The 21307-nt window shown below is 72.4% G+C and carries 18 protein-coding genes; 9 read left to right on the plus strand and 9 right to left on the minus strand.

Annotated elements, in window-relative coordinates:
• Positions 1-3 precede the first annotated feature (3 nt).
• Positions 4-1710 (minus strand): TIGR03767 family metallophosphoesterase, encoded by a 1707-nt coding sequence (locus tag PJ985_RS04005; protein ID WP_271682125.1) that lies wholly within the window; start codon positions 1708-1710, stop codon positions 4-6.
• A gap of 323 nt (positions 1711-2033) precedes the next feature.
• Here PJ985_RS04005 and PJ985_RS04010 point away from each other — a divergent pair, with 323 nt between their 5' ends.
• Entirely contained in the window at positions 2034-5342 is a 3309-nt protein-coding gene (locus PJ985_RS04010; protein ID WP_271682126.1) for a S8 family serine peptidase, read from the plus strand.
• A gap of 95 nt (positions 5343-5437) precedes the next feature.
• Here the strand turns inward: PJ985_RS04010 and PJ985_RS04015 are convergent, their stop codons facing one another.
• Together PJ985_RS04015 and PJ985_RS04020 are read right to left on the minus strand one after the other, a co-directional pair.
• Complete coding sequence (locus PJ985_RS04015) at positions 5438-5848, minus strand: hypothetical protein (RefSeq protein WP_271682127.1); 411 nt, start codon at positions 5846-5848, stop codon at positions 5438-5440.
• Complete coding sequence (locus PJ985_RS04020; RefSeq protein WP_271682128.1) at positions 5842-6273, minus strand: ATP-binding protein; 432 nt, start codon at positions 6271-6273, stop codon at positions 5842-5844. The genes PJ985_RS04015 and PJ985_RS04020 overlap by 7 nt, the downstream gene beginning before the upstream one ends.
• 234 nt (positions 6274-6507) lie before the next feature.
• On the opposite strand from PJ985_RS04020, the gene PJ985_RS04025 reads away from it, so the two are divergent.
• From PJ985_RS04025 to pepN, 3 genes are all read left to right on the plus strand, one after another.
• Positions 6508-7359, plus strand: coding sequence for a helix-turn-helix domain-containing protein (locus tag PJ985_RS04025; RefSeq protein WP_271682129.1), 852 nt, complete (start codon positions 6508-6510; stop codon positions 7357-7359).
• Complete coding sequence (locus tag PJ985_RS04030; RefSeq protein WP_271682130.1) at positions 7356-7571, plus strand: DUF397 domain-containing protein; 216 nt, start codon at positions 7356-7358, stop codon at positions 7569-7571. Before PJ985_RS04025 ends, PJ985_RS04030 begins: the two co-directional genes overlap by 4 nt.
• 192 nt (positions 7572-7763) lie before the next feature.
• Positions 7764-10352: an aminopeptidase N gene (pepN, locus tag PJ985_RS04035; protein WP_271682131.1), complete on the plus strand. Its 2589-nt coding sequence runs from the start codon at positions 7764-7766 to the stop codon at positions 10350-10352.
• A 176-nt stretch (positions 10353-10528) separates the two neighbouring features.
• Here the strand turns inward: pepN and PJ985_RS04040 are convergent, their stop codons facing one another.
• The 4 genes from PJ985_RS04040 to PJ985_RS04055 form a co-directional block, all read right to left on the minus strand.
• Complete coding sequence (locus PJ985_RS04040; RefSeq protein ID WP_271682132.1) at positions 10529-10789, minus strand: hypothetical protein; 261 nt, start codon at positions 10787-10789, stop codon at positions 10529-10531.
• Positions 10790-10846: 57 nt separating this feature from the next.
• The gene (malQ, locus tag PJ985_RS04045) at positions 10847-13015 is read right to left on the minus strand and encodes a 4-alpha-glucanotransferase (protein WP_271682133.1); all 2169 of its coding nucleotides are present in this window, start codon (positions 13013-13015) and stop codon (positions 10847-10849) included.
• Positions 13015-13356, minus strand: a complete 342-nt coding sequence (locus PJ985_RS04050; RefSeq protein ID WP_443033397.1) for a hypothetical protein — start codon at positions 13354-13356, stop codon at positions 13015-13017. Before PJ985_RS04050 ends, malQ begins: the two co-directional genes overlap by 1 nt.
• A gap of 180 nt (positions 13357-13536) precedes the next feature.
• Complete coding sequence (locus PJ985_RS04055) at positions 13537-14073, minus strand: HNH endonuclease (RefSeq protein ID WP_271682134.1); 537 nt, start codon at positions 14071-14073, stop codon at positions 13537-13539.
• A 187-nt stretch (positions 14074-14260) separates the two neighbouring features.
• On the opposite strand from PJ985_RS04055, the gene PJ985_RS04060 reads away from it, so the two are divergent.
• The gene (locus PJ985_RS04060) at positions 14261-15226 is read left to right on the plus strand and encodes a mechanosensitive ion channel family protein (protein ID WP_271682135.1); all 966 of its coding nucleotides are present in this window, start codon (positions 14261-14263) and stop codon (positions 15224-15226) included.
• A 111-nt stretch (positions 15227-15337) separates the two neighbouring features.
• Positions 15338-15967 (plus strand): GNAT family N-acetyltransferase, encoded by a 630-nt coding sequence (locus PJ985_RS04065; protein ID WP_271682136.1) that lies wholly within the window; start codon positions 15338-15340, stop codon positions 15965-15967.
• A gap of 111 nt (positions 15968-16078) precedes the next feature.
• On the opposite strand, the gene PJ985_RS04070 is transcribed toward PJ985_RS04065, so the two are convergent.
• Entirely contained in the window at positions 16079-16630 is a 552-nt protein-coding gene (locus PJ985_RS04070; RefSeq protein ID WP_271682137.1) for a GNAT family N-acetyltransferase, read from the minus strand.
• Positions 16631-16890: 260 nt separating this feature from the next.
• On the opposite strand from PJ985_RS04070, the gene PJ985_RS04075 reads away from it, so the two are divergent.
• The 3 genes from PJ985_RS04075 (at position 16891) to PJ985_RS04085 (ending at position 20817) form a co-directional block, all read left to right on the plus strand.
• Complete coding sequence (locus tag PJ985_RS04075; protein WP_271682138.1) at positions 16891-18354, plus strand: hypothetical protein; 1464 nt, start codon at positions 16891-16893, stop codon at positions 18352-18354.
• Between the two features lie 110 nt (positions 18355-18464).
• The gene (locus tag PJ985_RS04080; protein WP_333909834.1) at positions 18465-19523 is read left to right on the plus strand and encodes a glutamate ABC transporter substrate-binding protein; all 1059 of its coding nucleotides are present in this window, start codon (positions 18465-18467) and stop codon (positions 19521-19523) included.
• A 34-nt stretch (positions 19524-19557) separates the two neighbouring features.
• Complete coding sequence (locus PJ985_RS04085; protein ID WP_271682511.1) at positions 19558-20817, plus strand: hypothetical protein; 1260 nt, start codon at positions 19558-19560, stop codon at positions 20815-20817.
• Positions 20818-20910: 93 nt separating this feature from the next.
• Here PJ985_RS04085 and PJ985_RS23435 read toward each other — a convergent pair whose 3' ends face one another.
• Positions 20911-21306 (minus strand): hypothetical protein, encoded by a 396-nt coding sequence (locus tag PJ985_RS23435; RefSeq protein ID WP_443033399.1) that lies wholly within the window; start codon positions 21304-21306, stop codon positions 20911-20913.
• Between the last annotated feature and the right edge of the window lies 1 nt (position 21307).

Consider the following 21307-nt stretch of genomic DNA (forward strand, 5'->3'; position numbering starts at 1 on the left):
CGGTCACCGTTTCGGCACCAGGAGTTCGGCGTTGAGATCCTTCGGCGCGCCCAGCCGCTCGTCGAGCGGCGCGCCGGGCGCGTTGAAGGCCAGCTCACGGTAGTACGCGGCAAGCCCGGTCTGGGAGAGGTCCTCGGGCGTGGTGGCGTACGGGGCGCCCGATTCGATCAGGGTGGTGAACAGCGAGAGCGTCCCGTCGCCGTTGTCGGTCAGCTCGACGACCCGGGCCAGCTGCGGGTGGTCGACGTGCGAGGCGGTGTTGATCTCCCAGAACGTCTCACGCGCCACGATGCGGTTGCGGTGGCTGTGGCCGGATATCCAGGCCAGCACGTTGCGGTGCCGCTGCAGCAGCGCGACGAGCTCCTCACCGAGGTGCCGCTCCTCGTCCGGGTGTTCCGGGTCCGGACTGCCGTTGGTCATGGACCAGCTGGCGTGGTGGCTGAAGACCAGGACGTGATCGTCCGCGTGCTGTTCGAGCAGCGCGGCCAGCCAGCGGAGCTGACGGGTGCCGAGGGATCCCTGCCAGTGACCGCCGGGGACGGTGGTGTCCAGGCTGATCCCCAGGACCCCGTCGGCTATCCGGAAGGAGTAGTGGAGGCGGCCCGCCGCGGCGTCCTCCGCCTCGTAGCCGTGGCCGCGCGGTCCGGCGCCGGTGAACCGCTCCTCGAGGTGGGCCTCCGCGTAGCCGCGATGGGTGAAGGGTGCGCGGGACTCGTCGGCGGTCACCGGACGCATGGACCGGGCGTGCCGACGGGTGACCTCGAAGTACCCCTCCCCGAGCGGGTCGTCCCCCGCGCGCAGGCTCTCCCGCAGGGGCCGGGCGACGTCACCGGGCAGCTCGAGCAGTTTGCGGTCCCCCACGGCGAGTTCGGCCGCGGCGCCGTCCCCGCGCCCGTAGCAGCCGCCGGGCAGGGCGTCGTGGTTGCCGACGGTGGAGTACCACGGCACGGTGAGGCCGGGGCTGTTGACCTCTCGCACAGCGGCCCGCAGGAAGCCCTCGATGTGGGGGAAGCCGAGCTGCTTGTCGACGTCGGCGAGCTCGTCCTCCGGCTGCCAGAACTGGGTGAGCCCGCTGTTCTGAACCCCCTCGTAGCGCTGCGGGTCACCGGAGTTCGGGGTGATCCGGCCTCCGGTCATCACCGTGAGGAACCACTCCAGCTCGTTGCGGGAGTTGTTGTCCGTGTTGTCGCCCGTGGTCATGACGAAGCCGAGCGGCTCCCCGGTGGCCGGCCCGGTCCGCAAGGTGTTGACCTTCTCGACCAGGGAGACCAGGCCTTGCACGGTCAGCGCCTCCTGGGGGCGCCAGCCGGGCAGCCAGGCGGACCGCAGCATTTCGAAACGCACCGGGTGCTGGACGTCGGTCACGTGGGTGTCGGTGAACTGGACGAACGCTGCCAGGGGCGTGCCGCGCCCCTGGCGCCCGGACCGGGCCGCGACGAGGTCCTCCCGCAGGACGCGCGGCCAGCCGGAGCCGGCTGTCAGCTGCCGGTAGGGGCCGGTGCCGGAGCCGGTCGCGACCCGTTCCAGGGTGGTGCCGGCCTCCGCGTGCTCCCCGGAGGCCGGACCCGTGCGTTCGTCCTGGGCCTCGGCCCTGCCGCGCCGGCCGCTGAGTGCCACGGCCCCCGCGGTGGCCAGGGCCGCGCCGCCCACGGCGCCCAGCACCGTCCGGCGGTCGGCGACGGTCTCGGTGAAGCGCTGCGCGCCGGGCATCGGCTCTCCTGGGGTCGGTGGTGCCGCGTTCCCTCCGCCGAGCATGACGCACCCCGTCGCCGGCCCCGGGTGGGACAGGGTGCGGCAGGCAGAAAGGGTCCGCCGAAGGAGACGCGCCTGCCAGTCTCCCCCACTCGCGGCCACTCAATCCGGCCCGATGGCTTGACGTGAACCATTCGAAACCTGCCGGTGACTTTCGCGCCGGCGACAATTTCGCATGTATCTGCAGATACTTGTCGAGTTTTTCTTCAACCCCTCCCAAATACAGGGCACTTCCGTATGCTTACCGGCCACCCTGTCTCGGATAACGAACAAGGATGGTCATGAAACGGACCCCGTCCCTCATATCCGCCCAATCTCCTGGGCGGAGACGCGTCACACGGGCGGCGCTGGCCGCAGGCGTGGCAATCACCCTGGCTGCCACCACCGCGCCCGCCGCATTCGCTGCCGAGGAAACCCCTGGCACGGAGCTGGGCAAGCCGCTGGACGAAAAGTTCAGCACCGCCGACGCGAACCGGCTGGCCGAGGCCAAGGCCGGTGGCGAAGCGAACGTCACCCTGCTGATCGCCACCGAACCGGGCGGAACCGCTGAGGTCACCGCGGACCTCGAGTCCATCGCCGGCGCCTCAGTGGGCTACACCGATGACTCGATCGGTTACGTGCGCGCCACCGTGCCCACGGCCCAGGCGGACAACGCCATCGAGCGGAGCACGAAGAAGACCGCGGTGCACGCGATCGACCTCAATGAGGAGATCAAGCTCCCGGATCCCGACCCGGAGGGCGGCAAGGGCGGCAAGCCGGGCAAACCGAGCAAGAGTTACCCCGGACCGGACGCCAGTACGCCGGACAAGAACCCGTACCAGCCGTCCCACGAGATCGGCACGGTCGACTGGATCAAGAAGAACCGGACCGCGGACGGCCGCGGCGTCACCATCGGTGTCATCGACACCGGCGTCGACCTGGAGCACCCGGCTCTCCAGGAGACCACCACCGGCGAACGCAAGATCGTCGACTGGACGACCGCGACCGACCCGATCGTCGACAGCGACGCCACCTGGCGGCCGATGGTCACCGAGGTGTCGGGCGAGGTCTTCACCTTCAACGGCCGCGAGTACAAGGCTCCTGAAGGCGACTACCTGATCAGCCTGTTCCGTGAGAACGCCACTGTCGGCGGCGACATGAACGGCGACCTGAACCGCGACGGCAGCACCGACGGCTCCTGGGCCGTGCTGTACGACCCGGAGTCCGGCACCGTCACCGTCGACCTCGACGACGACGGCGACTTCCGCAACGACACCGCGATGAAGCCGTACGCCGAGAACTACGACGTCGGTTACTTCGGTGAGGACGACCCGGACACCGCCATCGCCGAGCGCATCCCGTTCGTGGTGGAGATCCGCGAGGACGTCCCGATGGACCCCTACGGCGGCGACTGGGTCGGTGAGACCGCCGACTTCGTCAACATCGGCATCGTCTCCGCCGCTCACGGCACCCACGTCGCGGGCATCACCGCCGCCAACGGCCTGTTCGGCGGCAAGATGAACGGCGCCGCACCCGGCGCCAAGGTCGTCTCCTCCCGCGCCTGTTCGTGGGCCGGCGGCTGCACCGCCACCGCGCTGACCGAAGGCATGATCGATCTCGTCGTCAACCGCGACGTCGACATCGTCAACATGTCGATCGGCGGCCTGCCCGCGCTGAACGACGGCAACAACGCCCGGGCCCGGCTCTACACCGAGCTGATCGACACCTACGGCGTCCAGCTGATCATCTCCGCGGGCAACAGCGGCCCCGGCATGAACACCGTCGGCGACCCGTCGGTGGCCGACAAGGTGATCAGCGTCGGCGCCGGCGTCTCCAAGGAGACCTGGGCCGCCAACTACGGCTCCGAGGTGAAGGCCAAGTACGCGCTCTTCCCCTTCTCCTCGCGCGGCCCGCGCGCGGACGGCGGCTTCAAGCCGACCATCGTCGGCCCCGGCGCCTCCATCAACACCATCCCGACCTGGCAGGCCGGGTCGGCCGTTCCCGACGCGGGCTACACGCTGCCCCCCGGCTACGGCATGTTCAACGGCACCTCGATGTCGGCTCCGCAGGTGGCGGGCGCCTCGGCGCTGCTGCTGTCCGCGGCCGACCAGCGCGGTTTCGACGTCTCGCCCGCTGACCTGCGCACCGCGCTGGCCAGCTCGGCCAAGCCCATCAAGGGCGTCCAGGCGTACGAGCAGGGCGCCGGCCTGATGGACACCGCCGGCGCCTGGCGGCACCTGGCACGCGCCACCTCGGCCTACGAGTACAGCGTGCAGGCCCCGGTGAGCCACGAGCTCTCCGAGTTCCTGGCCACCCCGGGCTCCGGCACCGGCATCTACGACCGGGAGAGCGGCCCGGCCGTCGGCAAGAAGAAGGTGTACGACGTCACCCTCACCCGGACCACCGGTCCGGACCGGGCGCTGCGCCACTCGCTGAAGCTCAGCAACAACCACGACAAGACCTTCCGGATCGTCGGCAAGTCCTCGGTCAACCTGCCGCTGAACCAGCCGGTGACGGTGAAGGTGCAGGCCAAGCCCCGTTCCACGGGCGTACACAGCGCCCTGCTCAACGTCAGCGACGGTCGTACCGGTGGTGTCAGCCACCAGATGATGGCCACGGTCGTCGTGCCCGAGGAGCTGGGTGCTCCGGACTTCTCCTTCGAGACCTCCGGCACCGTGCAGCGCAACGGCCCCGTCTCCTACTTCGTCCGGGTGCCCGAGGGCGCCCAGTCGCTCGAGGTGGCGATGGACGGTCTGCTCGACGACAGCCAGACCCGCTGGCTGGCCATCAACCCGTGGGGCATCCCGGCCGACAACCAGGCCGTCTTCTCCTGCTACAACAACCTGGACGACCCGCGGAACACCTGCCGGCCCGACCTGCGCTCCTACGACAACCCGATGCCGGGGGTCTGGGAACTGGCGGTCGACAGCCGCCGCACCTCGCCGATGCTGAACAACCCGTACAACCTGACCGCTTCGGCGCTGGGCACCGTGTTCGACCCGGCGACGCAGGTCATCGAGGAGGCCGAGACCGGCACCCCCGCCCCGGTCAGCTGGGAGGTCACCAACAACTTCGCGGCGATCGAGGGCACCCTCGAGGGCGGCGCCCTCGGCTCGGCGAAGACCGACCGGCCCACCATCGCCGATGACGACTGGGTGACCGTCAGCACGGTCGAGATCGGTGAGGGCGTGACCCTCTTCGAGGCGGTCATCGGCAACCCGTCCGATGCCTCCGCCGACCTGGACCTGTACGTCTACCGCGACGGTGTGACGGTCGGCAGCGGTACCACCGGCGACTCGGAGGAGCTCGTCCGGATCACCGACCCGCAGCCGGGCACCTACGTCGTGGAGGTCCACGCCTGGTCGGTTCCGGCCGGCTCCACCGACTACGACTACCGCGACGTCTACTACAGCCCGGGCCTCGGCTCGGTCGACGTGGACTCCGGCACGACCATCAGCCTGGGCGCCGGAGAGACCGTCACGGTCGGCGCCGAGGTCACCGTCGAGACGGCCGCCCCCGAGGGCCGCGAGTTCTTCGGCGAGGTCAAGCTCCTCAACGAGCGCGGCACCGCGACGGGCTCCGGTCACGTCCAGATCGGCCAGGCGCTGTAACTCCCGCCTGACCGAGCCGCAACGGTGAACACCGGGGCGGGCACCCCAGCCAGGGGTGCCCGCCCCTCCGCCGTTCGCCGTTCCCCGCCCGCCCGTCACCCCCGCTCCGGGGAAGGGCCCTGCGGGGCCGCCCGCGGGGTGCCGGAACGGCCCGAGTCGGGTCCCGCGGCCGGCCGTGGGACGGCAGAGAGCACATACCGGACCGGACCGTCGGCCACCACGTGGGCGTACCCGCGACCTGCCTCCAGCGCGGCGCAGGCCCGCTCGGTCTCCTCCCGGTCGGCAAGCCAGGCCCGTACCGGACGGGCGGCCGCCGCATCGAGCTGGTCGGCGACATGCGACCCGCGCCAGCACAGCCACAGCACCGCCCCCCACGCCGAGCCGACCGTGCAGGCACCGAGCCGGAACAGACCGGTCCGGCCCCGGGTCCAGGCCACCGCCTCGCAACCGTAGACCCGCACCGCAAGCGGCACCGGTGCCGGGAACACCGGGGCGACGATCAGCATCCGCATGTCTCCCCCGCCTCAGTGGCGAGCCTCACCCACACCGTCCTGCCACCCTGTCCGGTCCGGACACCCCAGGTCTGAGCGAGCGCCCCCACCAGCGCCAGCCCTCGTCCCGACTCCTCCTCCGTCCCGGCCTCCCGGGGCTCGGGCCGGCCCTGCCGTCCGCAGTCGGACACCTCCACAACCAGCGCGCCGGTCTCCAGACGCAGCGTCAGTGCGAAGGTCCCCCCGGCTCCTCCCGCATGCCGCACCACGTTTGTGGCCAGCTCACTGACGATCAGCACCGCCGAATCCACCAGGCCGGGCTGCCCCCACAGCACGAGCTGCCGGGCGACGAGTCCGCGCGCCACCGCCACCTGGTCCGGCCGGACGCACAAGCGGCGGGTCGTGACCTTCTGTGACGCGGCCTGTGGTGATGCCTGCACGGGACCTCCTTGACGATCGGACCCATCGAGTGATCGGTCGAGCACCCAGAGTGTCATTACCCATAGGCACAAATCAAGAAAAGCAAAGTACCCACATGCACTTACACCCAAGGTGGTATACCTATCGGGCATATGACGGCCAGTGGGGCGCTGTCCGTCAGGCAGACTGGCACCGAAACCGAGGAGGATTGTCCAGTGGCGGCGAATCAACAGCCCACGGTCCGACGCCGGCGTATGGGACGGGAGCTGAAGAGCCTCCGCGAAGCGGCGAGCGCGACTCGCGAGGAAGTGGCAGAGCGTCTCGGGTGCGATCTGACGAAAATCTCACGCATCGAGCTCGGCCGAAGCGGCGTACGCAAGGTTGAACTGGAGACCATGCTCGACATGTACGGCGTGACCGACCGAGCGAAGAGGACCGCTCTGCTCGCCATCTCCCGAACGTCACGGACGAAGGGTTGGTGGCACCAGTACGACGATCTGCTACGCCCTTCCTCGCGCGACCTGTTCGACATGGAAGCGGACGCCGACACCATCTTCTCGTTCGAGATGTCCCTGGTGCCCGGGCTGTTGCAGACGGAGGAATACGCTCGTGCGCTGATCGCTGGAGGCGGGGTGTGTACCAGCTCTGAGGAGACCACCGAGGCGTTGGTCAAACTCCGCATGGAGCGGCAGAGCTTGTTCAACCAGGTGACCCCACCGCGGCTGATCGCCCTCATTGACGAAGCCGCTCTTCGCCGGCCCGTTGGCGGCCCTTCGGTGATGGCTCGGCAGCTACGGCATCTCAACGAGATCACTTCCCCGCCCAGCTTGGCCATCCACGTGCTCCCCTTGAACCTTGGGGTCCATCCAGGCATCGACGGCCCCTTCCACCTCATCTCCTACGCCCCGGATGCGGGCTTCGATGTCGCCCTGCTGGATCACAGGTATTCCGGTATCTGGCTGGAGGAAGAGGAGCAAGTGAACGCCTATCGAACGCTTTTTGACCATATTCGTTCGATGGCCCTATCGTCGCCACAGTCCCGAAGCCTTATCGACCGCTTGGCTCAGGAGTTCGACGAGTCAGCTGACGGCAGGAAGCAGCCATGACAGACGACCCCGCCCTCCCCACGGCCTGGACGAGGTCCAGCCACAGCGGCACGGAGGCCAACAATTGCCTGGAGTGGCGTCGCGACGGGGGCCGGCGCGTCGCGGTCCGCGACAGCAAGAACCCCCGGCACGGCACCCTCACCCTCAGCACCACCGCCTGGCAGACCTTCGTCTCCCACGCCCCTTCCATACCCGCACCCCACCCCCGCTGACGCACTGCACCCGCCCGCCCGTCACCCCCCGCTCCGGGGAGGGCGCGTTTCCACGTCGAGAAGGCCGTTTCCGACGTGGAAACGCGCCCTTTCGCGTGCTGCGGGCGCCGCCACGCGGGGGAGCCCGGAGCAGCACGGGCGGCGTGGAAGGATGAACGGACAGCTGGCCGTCACACACGAGGAGATCACCAGGTGCCTGGCACGAATCTGACACGGGAAGAGGCGCAGGAGCGGGCGCGGCGGCTCGGTGTGGAGAGTTACGACATCACGCTGGACCTGTCCGGTGCCCAGCAGGGCGGCACCTTCCGGTCCGAGACAACGGTGCGTTTCACCGCCCGGGAGGCCGGTGCGAGCTTCATCGACCTGGTAGCCCCGACGGTGCACGCGGTGGTCCTGAACGGTGAGGCGCTGGAGGTGTCCGACGTCTTCGCGGACTCCCGGATCGTGCTGCCGGCACTGATCGCCGGCCCCAATGAGCTGCGGGTGGTGGCCGACTGCGAGTACACCAACACCGGTGAAGGGCTGCACCGCTTCGTCGACCCCGTCGATGAGCAGGCTTATCTGTACACCCAGTTCGAGGTGCCGGATGCCCGGCGGGTGTTCGCCTCCTTCGAGCAGCCGGACCTGAAGGCGACGTTCCGGTTCACCGTGACCGCCCCGGAGGGTTGGACGGTCATCTCCAACTCTCCCACCCCGGAGCCGGTGGACAACGTCTGGAGCTTCGAGCCGACGCCGCGCATCTCGACCTACATCACCGCGCTGATCGCCGGCCCCTACACCGCCGTGCACAGCACCTGGGAGGGGAACGGCCGCAGCGTGCCGCTGGGCCTGTACTGCCGGCCCTCGCTGGCCGAGCACCTGGACGCCGAGGCGATCTTCGCGGTCACCCGGCAGGGCTTCGACTGGTTCGAGGAGAAGTTCGCCTACCCGTACCCGTTCGCCAAATACGATCAGCTGTTCGTGCCGGAGTTCAACGCGGGCGCGATGGAGAACGCGGGCGCGGTCACCATCCGCGACCAGTACGTGTTCCGCTCGAAGGTGACCGACGCCGCGTACGAGGCGCGGGCCGAGACGATCCTGCACGAGCTGGCCCACATGTGGTTCGGTGACCTGGTCACCATGGAGTGGTGGAACGACCTGTGGCTGAACGAGTCGTTCGCCACCTACACCTCGGTCGCCTGCCAGGCGCACGCGCCCGGCAGCCGCTGGCCGCACGCCTGGACCAGCTTCGCGAATCAGATGAAGACCTGGGCCTACCGGCAGGACCAGCTGCCGTCCACGCACCCGATCATGGCCGAGATCCGCGACCTCGACGACGTGCTGGTCAACTTCGACGGCATCACCTATGCCAAGGGTGCCTCGGTCCTGAAACAGCTGGTCGCCTACGTGGGCATGGACGAGTTCTTCACCGGGGTGCAGGCGTACTTCAAGCGCCACGAGTGGGGCAACACCACCCTGCCCGACCTGCTGAAGGCACTGGAGGAGACCAGTGGCCGGGACCTGACGACCTGGTCGCAGAAGTGGCTGGAGACGGCCGGGATCAACGTGCTGCGCCCGGAGATCGTCACCGACGCGTCCGGGGTGATCACCTCCTTCGCCGTGCGGCAGGAAGCCCCGGCGCTGCCGGCCGGCGCGGTCGGTGAGCCGACGCTGCGTCCGCACCGGATCGCCGTCGGCCTGTACGAGCTGGTGGACGGGCACCTGGTGCGCACCGACCGCATCGAGCTGGACGTGGACGGCGCCCTGACGGACGTCCCCTCCCTGGCCGGCCGGCAGCGCCCGGCGGTCGTCCTGCTCAACGACGACGACCTGTCGTACGCCAAGGTCCGCCTCGACGAGGAGTCGCTGGCCGCCGTCACCGAGCACCTGGGCGACTTCACCGAGTCGCTGCCGCGGGCCCTGTGCTGGGCCTCCGCCTGGGACATGACCCGGGACGGCGAGCTGGCGACCCGTGACTACCTGTCGCTGGTGCTGTCCGGCATCGGCAAGGAGTCCGACATCGGGGTCGTGCAGTCGCTGCACCGCCAGGTGAAGCTCGCACTGGAGCTGTACGCCGACCCCGACTGGCGCGAGACCGGTCTGACCCGGTGGACCGAGGCGGCGCTGGAGCACCTGCGGGCCGCCGCTCCCGGCAGCGACCACCAGCTGGCCTGGGCACGGGCGTTCGCCGCCGCGGCGCGCACCGAGGAGCAGCTGGACCTGCTGGCCGGGCTGCTGGACGGGACCGGGACGCTCGAGGGCCTGACCGTGGACACCGAGCTGCGCTGGACCTTCCTGGAGCGGCTGGCCGCGACCGGCAGGGCCGATGAGCAGGAGATCGACGCGGAGCTGAAGCGGGACGCCACCTCCGCCGGTCAGCGGCACGCGGCGACCGCGCGGGCGGCGCGGCCGTCCGTCGAGGCCAAGGCCGAGGCCTGGGCCTCGGTGGTGGAGGGCGACAAGCTGCCCAACGCCGTGCAGGAGGCGGTGATCGGCGGCTTCGTGCAGACGGACCAGCGTGAGCTGCTCGCGCCGTACACCGCGAAGTACTTCGCGGCGCTGAAGCAGGTCTGGGAGTCCCGCAGTCATGAGATGGCCCAGCAGATCGCGGTCGGGCTCTACCCGACGCTGCAGGTCTCGCAGGCCACGCTGGACGCGACGGACGCGTGGCTGGCGGCGGCGGAGCCGTCTGCGGCGCTGCGCCGGCTGGTGACCGAGAGCCGCGCGGGTGTCGAGCGGGCGCTGCGGGCGCGGGCCGCGGACGCCGCGGCGGCTGCGGGCGCGGGCGCTGCCGGGGGCTGAGTGCCCTTGAGCCGGGGCCGGAGCGGGATCGCTCCGGCCCCGGCTCCGGTGTGTCGGGAGAGGGCCACCCGGTCAGGGAACCGTCGGGTTACTGCCCGGGGCACCGCCAGGACCGCTCGCACCGCCGGGGCCTCGGGCCGCTCCCGAGGGAGTGCCGGTCGGCCGGGCGGTGCCGGTCAGTCGGACCGGCCGGGCCGGACGTTGGAGGTGGTGTCCTTCCTCGGCCGGTCACCGAGCACGACCAGGACCGCGATCAGGCCGAAGAGCGCCAGCGGCGCGACGACGAAGTAGGCCAGGGTCTCGAAGACGCTGAGGCCGGGCCCCGGGTCGTCACGTGACAGGGCACCGGCGGCGGGGGACGTAAGCATCATCAGCAGTGTCGTGAGGACCGTGCCGAGCGTGACGGCTCCGGCCCGTGCGACCCGCTTGCGGTTCATGGTGAGCACCGTTCCAACTTAGCCAACGCCTGCCGGGCACGCCCGGCGGGGGTGCCCTCAGCGCACCGGGGCGCTGCTCAGTCCGTCGGCGACCGTCCTGAGCAGGGCGGCGACCCGGGGCGAGCGGGCCAGCTCCTCCAGCGTCACCGGACGGCCCGTGCCGTCGGCGACGGGCAGCATCCAGTTCGGGTAGGTGTCGCTGGTGCCGGGGACGTTCTGCGGACGCCGGTCGCCCACGCCGTCGGGCAGCCAGACCCCGGTCATCAGGGCGGGGGTACGGGTGAGGAAGCGGTAGGCCGCCGCGATCTGTTCCGCCTCGTCCGCCCCGGGGGCAAGCAGGCCGAGCCGGTCGAAGAGGGCGAGCCATTCGGCGGTCTCCGCCGCGCCGGCCGCGCAGGCGGCGTCCGGGTCGGCCCCGTCCAGCAGGCCGAGCCGCCGCCGCAGCGCCAGGTCGTCGCCGCTCAGCCGGGCCGCGGTGGGCGGCAGGTCGTGCGTGGTGACGGTGGCCAGGCAGCCGGTGCGCCACTGCTCGGGCGGGAGCGGGTCGGGGCGGGCCCCGTCCCCGTGATCCCGCTCGAACCAGAGCACCGAGGTGCCGAGGACGCCGCGGCCCGCAAGGTCCTCGCGGACGCCCGGTTCCACGGTGCCCAGGTCCTCCCCCACCACGACCGCCCCGGCCCGGTGGGCCTCCAGGGCGAGCACGGCGAGTATGGCCTCGGCGTCGTAGGACACGTACGTGCCGTCCGTCGGTGCCGCCCCCTCGGGGATCCACCACAGCCGGTAGAGGCCCATCACGTGGTCGACGCGCAGCGCACCCGTGTGACGCAGCAGCCCGGCCAGCAGCTCCTGGTACGGCATGTAGCCGGCCCGGGCGAGCGCGTCGGGGCGCCAGGGCGGCAGGCCCCAGTCCTGGCCCCGGGCGTTGAAGGCGTCCGGCGGGGCGCCGGTGGACATCCCGGCGGCCAGCACGTGCTGCTGGGCCCAGGTCTCCGAGCCGTGCGGGTGCACGCCGACCGCCAGGTCGTGCACCAGGCCGATACTCATGCCCGCCTGCCTTGCGGTGCGCTGCGCACGGGCCAGCTGGGTGTCGGTGAGCCAGGCCAGCCACCGGTGGAAGCCGATGCGCTCCCGGTGCTCCGTGCGCGCCCGTGCGGTGTCCGGGGAGCGCGGGTCACGCAGACCGGACGGCCAGCTGCGCCAGTCGGGGCCGTGCAGCTCGGCGAGCGCGCACCAGGTCGCGTGATCGTCCAGGGCCCGGTCCCGGCCGGCGAGGAACGCGGCGTACGCGGCCCGGCGGCCGGGGGGCGCCGGGGTCGCGTACACCAGTTCGAGTGCTGCGCGCTTGAGCTCCCAGACGGCGTCCCGGTCGATGGGCCGCCGCTCGACGAGCACCGCGTCCCGCAGCCTGGCGGCCCGGGCCACCAGTTCCTCCGCCTGCTGCCGGGCGGGCGGTGCCAGGAGGGAGAACTCCGGGAGGTCCGTCACCCGCAGGTGCACCGGATCGGGGAACCGGCGGGTGGCGGGCCGGTACGGCGACGCGTCGGTCGGCTCGCCCGGCGGGCCGGGCACGGCCGCATGCAACGGGTTGAGCTGGACGAACCCCGCACCCAGCGAGCGACCCGCCCAGTCGGCGAGCTCCGTCAGGTCCCCCAGGTCCCCCATGCCCCAGGAGCGGGCCGAGAGCACGGAGTAGAGCTGGACCAGCAGGCCCCAGCTCCGCCGGTCCGGTACGGGGAGCCGGGCAGGGGGCACGATCAGAGTGGCGCGCCCGGTACGGCCGTCGGGGGCGGCGGCGTGCAGCAGGTGTCGCCCGAGCGGCAGCGGCGGCCTGTCGGCCACCGGGGGCCGGGCCTGCCCGGCCCCCGGTGCCCCCGCCGCCGGAGGGCGGCCGGGGAGCGGAGCGCGGGGCGGGCTCCAGTCGAGGAGAGCCCCGGTCCCGGTCTCCACCCGCAGGGTGGTGCCTGCGGGGAGCGGGGGGAGGGCGGGCGGCCCTCCCGGGCGGTGCACGACCGTCGGCGGGAGCAGTCCCCCCGGACCCGGACCGTCCGTGCCCCTGTCCTGCCGCTCCAGGGCCTCCCGGACGGCGCCCGGTGTGGCAGCGTCCACACCGAGTGCGGCGAGCACGGCGACCACCGTGTCCTTCGGCACACGGATGCGCCGGCCGGGAGCGGGTTCGTACGAGGTGGCGACGCCGTGCGCCGCCGCGAGCCGCGTCAGCGGGCTCATCAGACGGGAAGTGCCTCCGCGCCGCTGCGCACATCGGTGTACAGGCCACTGCCGGTGGGCTCCGAGGTCAGCGGGAGCTGGGCGGCCAGGGGCTGCTCCGACGTCAGCGGGGCGATGTCGGCCAGCGGAGGTTCACTGGTCAGCGGCGCCTCGGAGACGCCGTTGGAGCTGTATCCGTCCAGACCCGAGTCGGGGTCGGACAGGTCGGAGAGGTCGAGCTCTCCGGTGTCGTCCCACAGATGCGGGACGTCCTGTTTGGCAGGCTCTCCGTCGTCCGCCCGGTCCGGCTGCGCGGGCAGCGAGATCAGGGCGGGGGTATCGAGCTCAGCGGGTGCGGCCACGGTGTTCTCCGTTCGATGGCTGGATGCTGGCGCCTTTATGGCTTTACCCAATCACCGCGACAGCATCCCTGGCTGTTACAGGAAGGTAATCGAACTCACGTCCGCTCTGACGCAAATCTTGCCGCATCCACGCACCAGGCTGCCACATCTTGCGGGCCGGAGCGCAGGGGGCCCGCCGTTTCACCCGGGCCGGGCGTCGATCCGGGCCAGCGCGGCGTCCGCCCCGTACGGCTTGAGGTAAGGCAGCCAGCGCGGGTCACGGTGACCGGTGCCGATGATCCGCCAGGCCTGACCCGAGGGCGGGCCCGGGGCGTGCCGCAGCCGCCAGCCGAGCTCGGCGACATGCCGGTCGGCCTTCACGTGGTTGCAGCTGCGGCAGGCCGCGACCACGTTCTCCCAGGCGTGCTGCCCGCCCCGGCTGCGCGGCACCACGTGGTCGACGCTGGTGGCCACCTCGCCGCAGTACGCGCACCGGCCGCCGTCCCGGGCGAACAGCGCCCGGCGGGTCAGCGGCACCGCACCCCGGTGCGGAATCCGCACGTACCGCTTGAGGCGCACCACGCTGGGGGCGGGTATCGCACGGGTGGCGCTGCGCAGCAGTGCCTCGGAGTCCTCCAGGCTGACTGCCTTCTCGTGCAGCAGCAGGATGACCGCACGGCGGACCGGCACGACACCGAGCGGTTCGTACGACGCGTTGAGGACCAGGACATGCGGCACAGGCGCCTCCAGTTCCGTCGGCGGCACGTGGCTGGTGCCGGGACGATCTCTCTCAGTGTGTCCTGAGCAGGGCGCCGAGCGCCAGCATGCGGGGGAAAGCGGTGACCGGCGAGTGGAGTGCGCCACAGAGGTGCCGACGGCCCTCGTGGCGTCCGGCGAGCCGTCCGGACGGCCTTACGGTGAAGGAGTGAACGCAGCCTCCCCGGACGACCGGACCGGTCCTTCCTTGCCCGCCGGGACCCCGGAGACCGCCGCTGAAGCCGCCAGTTGGGTGGAGGAGAACTGGGAGGCCTGGGCGGCGGCCGGCCTCCGCATCCTGCTGATACTCGTCATCGCCTTCGTGCTGCGGGCGACGCTGCGGCGGGCGATCACCAAGATGATCACCCGGACGAACCGCCAGGAGCGGGCGGGCGGCGTGCGCAGCGGGCTGCTGGTCAACTCCGAGCGGCGCCGGCAGCGGTCGGCGGCGATCGCCTCGGTGCTGCGCAGTGTCACCACCCTGGTGGTCCTGGGCACCGCCGGCCTCATGGTGCTGTCCCAGCTCGGCATCCAGCTCGGCCCGCTGGTGGCCAGCGCCGGCATTGTCGGCGTGGCGATCGGCTTCGGTGCACGCAATCTGGTCACCGACGTCCTGACCGGCACCTTCATGCTGCTGGAGGACCAGTACGGGGTGGGCGACAAGATCGACAGCGGTGAGGCCGTGGGCACCGTCCTGGAGGTCGGCCTGCGGGTCACCACACTGCGCGGCGACGACGGGGAGATCTGGTACGTCCGCAACGGTGAGATCAAGCGGGTGGCCAACCTCAGCCAGGGCTGGTCCACCGCCGCCGTGGAGGTGGAGGTGCGCGCGGACACCGACCTGGGGCAGCTCCGCAAGCTCATCACCGCGGCGGGCGAAGGGCTCTCCCGCACCAGCCCGTGGGACGAACTGCTGTGGGAGCCCGTGGAGGTTCTGGGGCTGGAGTCGGTCTCACTGGACTCGATGGTGGTCAAGGCCACCGCCAAGACGCTGCCCGGCTCGGCGGCGAAAACCGAGCGGGCACTGCGCCAGGCGATCAAGGAAGCCCTGGACGCGGAGGGCATCGAGCAGGTCGACGCCGCCGGCCTGTCGCTGCGCAAGCTCGGCGTGCGTCCCGCGGACAAAGAGGGGTGACGCCCGCCGGCCCCGGCAGTGCCTCCCGGCACCCGGCACCCGGCACCCGGCACCCGGCACCCGCGTAAAGCTTCTTGTGCCGGCCACGGCTCCTCGCGGAGGATGACACGCATGGCTCCCGTCACCGACTCCGCCGTCACGGTCCGCCCCTACCGGCCGTCCGACCACGACGCGCTGCGCGACATCTGCGTGCGCACCGGCCACGTCGGCGGCGACGCCACCGGACACTTCCAGGACCCGGAGATCCTTCCGGCTCTCTTTGCCTCGCCGTACGCCGCGCTGGTGCCGGACCTCGTCTTCGTCGCGGACGACGGGACCCGCCCGCTCGGCTACGTGCTGGGCGCGGCGGACAGCACCCGCTTCTACGCCCGCTTCCGGGAGCGCTGGCTGCCCACCGTGGCCGGACGCTTCCCCGCGCCGGACGGTCCCCCGCAGACGCCGGACGAGCGCCTGCGGGACCTGCTGCACCACGCGGAACGGATGCTCGTGCCGGAGTTCGCCGAGGAGTACCCGGCCCACCTGCACATCGATCTGCTGCCGCACGGTCAGGGCCGGGGCCTCGGCCGCCGCCTGATGGAGACGTACCTCGCGGCGCTGCGGAACCGGGGGGTGCCAGGGGTGCACCTGGGCATGAATCCGGAGAACACCGGGGCCCGGGCGTTCTACGACCGGCTCGGCTTCCACGAACTGGCCCCGCCCGACCCCGGCCACCCCACGCTGTACCTGGCCCGCCGGCTCTGACCCGCCGTCCGCGGCCCGTCCGTCCCCCGGCAGACGCGCAGCACCGGAGTCACGCTCGTCGCAGGCGCATCCGTCGCCCCGAAGCCACGAGGCCGGGATCCGCGCCTGTCGTCATCCGTCGTACCGCCAGGTGCGCAGCGCGGAGAGGCGGCCCTTGATCTCCCGGTGCACGGGCGGGTCCTCGGTCAGGCGGTATCCCGCGGCCCGGGCGACCGCGACGCTGCCCGCGTTCTCCGGCTCGATCCGCAGCAGGGCCCGCTGGACACCCCACTCCCGGTGGGCGTGGCCGGTGAGCACCCGCAGCGCCCGGGAGGCCAGTCCCCGACGGCGGAACCGCGCCCCGATGCAGTACCCCAGCTCCGCTTCCCGCCGGTCCTCCCCCTCCCAGACGACCAGCGCCTCGCCGCACGGCTCCCCCGCCTCCGTCACCACTGCCAGCTGAAGGAAGCGGTTCGCGGATCGTCCGTCCCGTCCTCTGACCAGATGGTCACGGGCCGCCTCGGCATCGAACGGCAGGGGAAGCGGCGTCCAGCGGCCGATCTCCGGATCATCGAACAGTTCCACCATGGCCGGGAGGTCGCTCTCGTCCCAGTCGCGCAGCGCGATGCCCTCGCCGAACAGCTGAACCTGCCCGGGCAGCGCGTGCCCCACTCCTGTCGTCATGCGCCAATTCTGCCGCCTCCCGCTGCATCCTCAGCGCCGGCTGCCCCCTGCCGCTCCGGGCGGGCCGCCGCGGCAGCCGGTGGCCGGCGGCGCCAGGAGGGGAACGGCCCGCGCGGGCCCGGGGATTCGCCGGACCTCGTTTGGACAGGATCCCGCCAAGAGTTGTGCCGTCACAGGGCAGAACAGCCATACTGCTGCATGGCCGCAGCGTCACAGTCACGTGGCGCCGGGGCCGGACGTCAGGGGGAGGGCCCGGGATCGTGACACAGCTGCCGACCGCACCATTCGCAGTCGAGACGGCAGACAGGGCAACGTCCGGCCACCTTCCCGTTCCTCCCGCCGCCCCGCCGCTCGTGCCGCAGCCGGGTACGGGGACCGCGCCGCCACGGCAGCCCGCCTGGTCGCAGACGCTGGCACGGCTACGGGCGGGCTCCCGCACCGAACCGGGGCGGCTGCGGATCATCGGCGCGCTGCTGGCCGGTCTGATGCTCCTCTTCGGAGGGGCCACGGCCTGGCAGGTGGCCGACCGGACCGCGGCGGCCGGGACCGTCATCGACAGCAGCCAGCCGCTGAGTTCCGACGCCGCGAGCATCCACCGCTCGCTCGTCGACGCGAACACCACGGCCGCCGCCGGATTCCTCGCCGGAAGCGCCGAGCCTCCCGGGGTGCGGGAGCGCTACGAGGAGGACATCGCCCAAGCCGCCCGGCTGATCACGGCCGCAGCCGCCCACGGTTCGGGCTCCGCGGAGTCGCAGCCGGAGATCGCCGCGCTCAACACGCACCTTCCCCTCTATACAGGGCTGGCCGAGACCGCCCGCGCCAACGACCGGCAGGGGCTGCCCCTGGGCGGCGCGTACCTGCGCCATGCCGACCGGATGATGCAGGACACCATGCTGCCCGCCGCCGACCGGCTCCACCGGTCGGAGACCGCCCGGTACACGGCCGACCACCGGGAAGCCCGCGCCTGGCCATGGTTCGCGCTGCTCACCGGAGCGCTGGCCCTGGTAGCTCTGGGATGGGCACAGCGGCGCCACTTCCTGCGCACCCACCGGGTGTTCAACCCGGGCCTGCTGGCGGCCACCGCGGCGACTGCCGTGCTGCTGCTGTGGCTGGCCGGGGCGCACGGCGTCGCGAGCTCCGCGCTGGACCGGGCCGACCGGACCGGGGCCCGGTCGGTACAGGCGCTCAACGAAGCCTGGGCCGGCGCCCTGCAGGCCCGCGGTGACGAGAACATGACGCTGGTCGCCCGGGGAGCCGGCACCGCCTTCGCGGAGAGCTACCAGGAACACATGACCGGCATCGCCGGGCCGCCCGGCGCACCGGGTGGTGTGCTCGCCGAGGCCCTCGCGCTCGCCGACGACGAGGCGGGCCGCGAGGCGGTACGGGAAGCGGTACGCGGTGCCGAAACCTGGCGTGACCGGCACGCGGTGGCCATGGAGCGGGAACGCGCCGGCGACTACGAGACCGCGGTGAGCCTGGTGACCGGCGACGTGGCCGCCTCCGAGGACGGCTCCCCGGCCGGGGAGTCCACCGGCGAGGCGTTCGACCTCGTCAACGACAGCCTGGCCGAGGCCGTGGACCACGAGCAGCGGCAGTTCGAAGAGGCCGCGGAGCGTGGCCGGACGGCGCTGACCGGGCTGACGGTGGGGGCGCTGCTGCTGGCGCTGCTCGGCTCGGCCGCCGCGGTCCTGGGGATCGGCCGCCGCCTGTCGGAGTACCGGTGAGACGGAACGCCGGCGCGGGCCGGGAGACGGAACGGCCGGGGGGCGCCCGGCACCGGACGGAAAGCCGGGCGGAAAGCCGGGCGGTCACGGAGGAGACGGGCGTGCCGACCATGCGGACGACGCGGACAGCGGAACACGGCAGGTCCCGCCCCCGGGGACGCAACCGGCTCGCGTGGGCCCTCGCGGCGGCCGGGACCACGTTGGCGGCCGTCATGCTCGCCGGTGCGCTCCCGCAGGACGGGGAAGCCCGCCCCGCCGTGCGGGGCGGGGCGGACCCCGCCACCACGGTCAGTGACCACCGGCCCGGGGACCGGGTCAGGCACCTCGCCGAGCGGGAGGTGTGCGCCGACGGACGGGATCCGGCGGAAAGCCTGGCGCCGTCCCCGGACACCGGAGTGGCGGTCCGCCGGATCCAGGAGCGCGGTGAGCTGGTCGTCGGGGTCGACCAGAACAGCTACCTGTGGGGCTACCGCACCCCGGACACCGGGAAGATCGTCGGCTTCGACATCGATCTGACCCGGGCCATCGCCACCGAGCTGCTCGGGCCGGACCCACGGATCGTGCTCCGGGCCGTGCCCACCTCCGAGCGGGTGCGGCTGATCCAGGACCGGGAGGTCGACATGGTGGTACGCACCATGTCCATCACCTGTGACCGCTGGCAGGAAGTCGCCTTCTCCACCGCCTACTTCGAGGCCGGGCAGCAGGTGCTCGCGCCCCGGCACTCCGACATCACCGGCTTCGACGGCTCCCTGGACGGCGCCCGGGTCTGCAGCGCGGAAGGTTCCGCCGCCGAGGACCTGCTCGAAGCGGAAGGACGGGCACTCGGGGCGGAGCTCCTCCACGTGGGCAACCACCTGGACTGCCTGGTGCTGATACAGCTGGGCCAGGCCGACGCGCTCATCACGGACAGCGCGCTGGCGGCAGGCCACGCGGCACAGGACCCGGGGATGCACCTGATCGGGGACCCGCTCACGCTGGAGCCCTACGGGGTCGCGATGCACCTCGACGACACCGACCTGGTGCGCCGGGTCAACCGGGCGCTGGAGGACTTCCGCGGCGGCGGCGCCGACAGTGGCTGGCAGCAGGCGTACGGCAGCTGGCTGGCCGCCCACATGGACCACGCGAACGGGTCCGCTCCGGCGCCCCCCGACCCGCTCTACAGGGACTGATCACGATGGCGAAGCCACAGGGAGACACCAGGTGTTGAGCCGGGAGGAGGCGGACCGGCTGCTCGCGCGGATCGGTGCGGAGCACGAGGCGATCGAGTCCTCGCTGCTGGCGCTCCAGGATCACGCGGGCCGCCGGCTGCTGGAAGGGGCCGAGCTGAGCGGCACCACCCGGGAGCGGTGGGTGCGGGCCGAGCGGACGGTGACACGGCTGTGGGCCGACTTCGACATCTGCACCCAGGCTCTGGGTACGGCCCGCGAGGTCCGCGGCCGGCGCCGCACCCCCGCGCGCGAGGACCTGGAGGTGCTGTCCCGGCTGCTGACGGAGAAGAGCATGGTGCTCTCCGGCGGCGACCGGCTGGCCGAGCACGTCGGCTGGCCGGAGCTGGTGGAGCGGATGAACGACGGCTACGCCGAGGTCCTCGACGTGGTGGTGGCCGCCGACGCGGTCTGGTCGGCGCTCCCCGCGCGGATCGACATGCTGTCGGCGGAGCTGCGCCGGCTGAGCGAGCTGGCGCACTCGGTGGGCGTCCGCCCCGGTGAACATCCGGCCGGCGACGATCTGGAGCAGGTGACCGCGGAGCTCACCGCGCTGCGCCGGGAGGTGATCAGCGACCCACTGGCGTTCTGGCACCGGAACGGGGGCAGCAGCGCGCCGGGCGGCGGGCGCCCCGACACCGGGCGCTACGACACGGCGGCCCGCGCGCTGGACGACATCCGGCGCGAGGTGGACGCGGTGATCGGGGTCCGCAAGGACGCCGAGGAGCGCCTGATCGGGCTGCGGGACGTGCTGTCCCGCGCGGACCGCACGCTGGCGGAGGCGCGGACCGCGCGCGGCGAGGTGCTGGCGAAGATCGCCGCGTCCGAGGTCCCCGCGGTCAGCGGCCCGCCCACCGCGCTGCAGGAGGAGCTGACCACCGCGGCGCACTACCGCCGCAGCTCCCAGTGGCACCGGCTGTCGCCGCTGCTGGACTCCCTGGAGCAGCGTGCGCAGGAGGAGCTGGAGCGGGCCCGTGAGTCGCTGTCGGCCGTCACCGCACCGCTGGCGGTGCGGGCCGAGCTGCGCGGCCGGCTGGACGCGTACAAGGCGAAGGCGGCCCGGCTCGGCCGGGCCGGCGACCCGATGCTGACCGAGCGCTACGACGTCGCCCGGCGGATGCTGTGGTCCGCCCCCTGTGACCTGCGGGTCGCGGAGCAGGCGGTGCGGCGGTACCAGGAGGCGGCGTCGGACGTGGTGCTTCCGCGGCAGTCGGGGCCGGTGGACCGGCACCCGGAGGGAGGAACGCATCGTGAGTGAGCCCTCCGGCGCTCCGGGCGCCCCGCAGCAGGCGGAGCCGGGCAGGGGCGCGGACGAGGCGGCGCGCTGTCAGCGGCCCGGGTGCCCGGGCCACTACGAGGACATGGGAGGCGGCCTGCGGTACTGCGACACCTGCGGGCTGGCCCCGGTGGTGTCGGCCGCGAGCATGGCCGGCGGGCGGACCGGCAGCGCAGCGGGTACGGGCGGCGGTGCGGGCGGTTCCGGCAGCGCGGGGAGCGCGCCCGGTGCCGGCGGTGTCCCGGGCCCCCGGGGACCGGGCAGCGCGGCAGCCTCCGGGGCCGCCCCCTCCGAACGTTCCTCGGCGTCCAGCCGCGTCACCTCCCGGTCGCAGGCCTCCCGCCGGTCGGTCTCCGGCCGGCTGTCCCGTTCGGTCGCCGGACCGCTGTCCTCACGGTCGGTGTCGGTCCGCAGCTCACGCGCCGGCACGGCCTCCTCCGGGCGCAGCAGGCTGGGCGCCGGGCTGATCACG

Origin of the sequence: Streptomyces sp. ACA25 (assembly GCF_028200735.1) — a bacterium.
GTDB lineage: Bacteria > Actinomycetota > Actinomycetes > Streptomycetales > Streptomycetaceae > Streptomyces.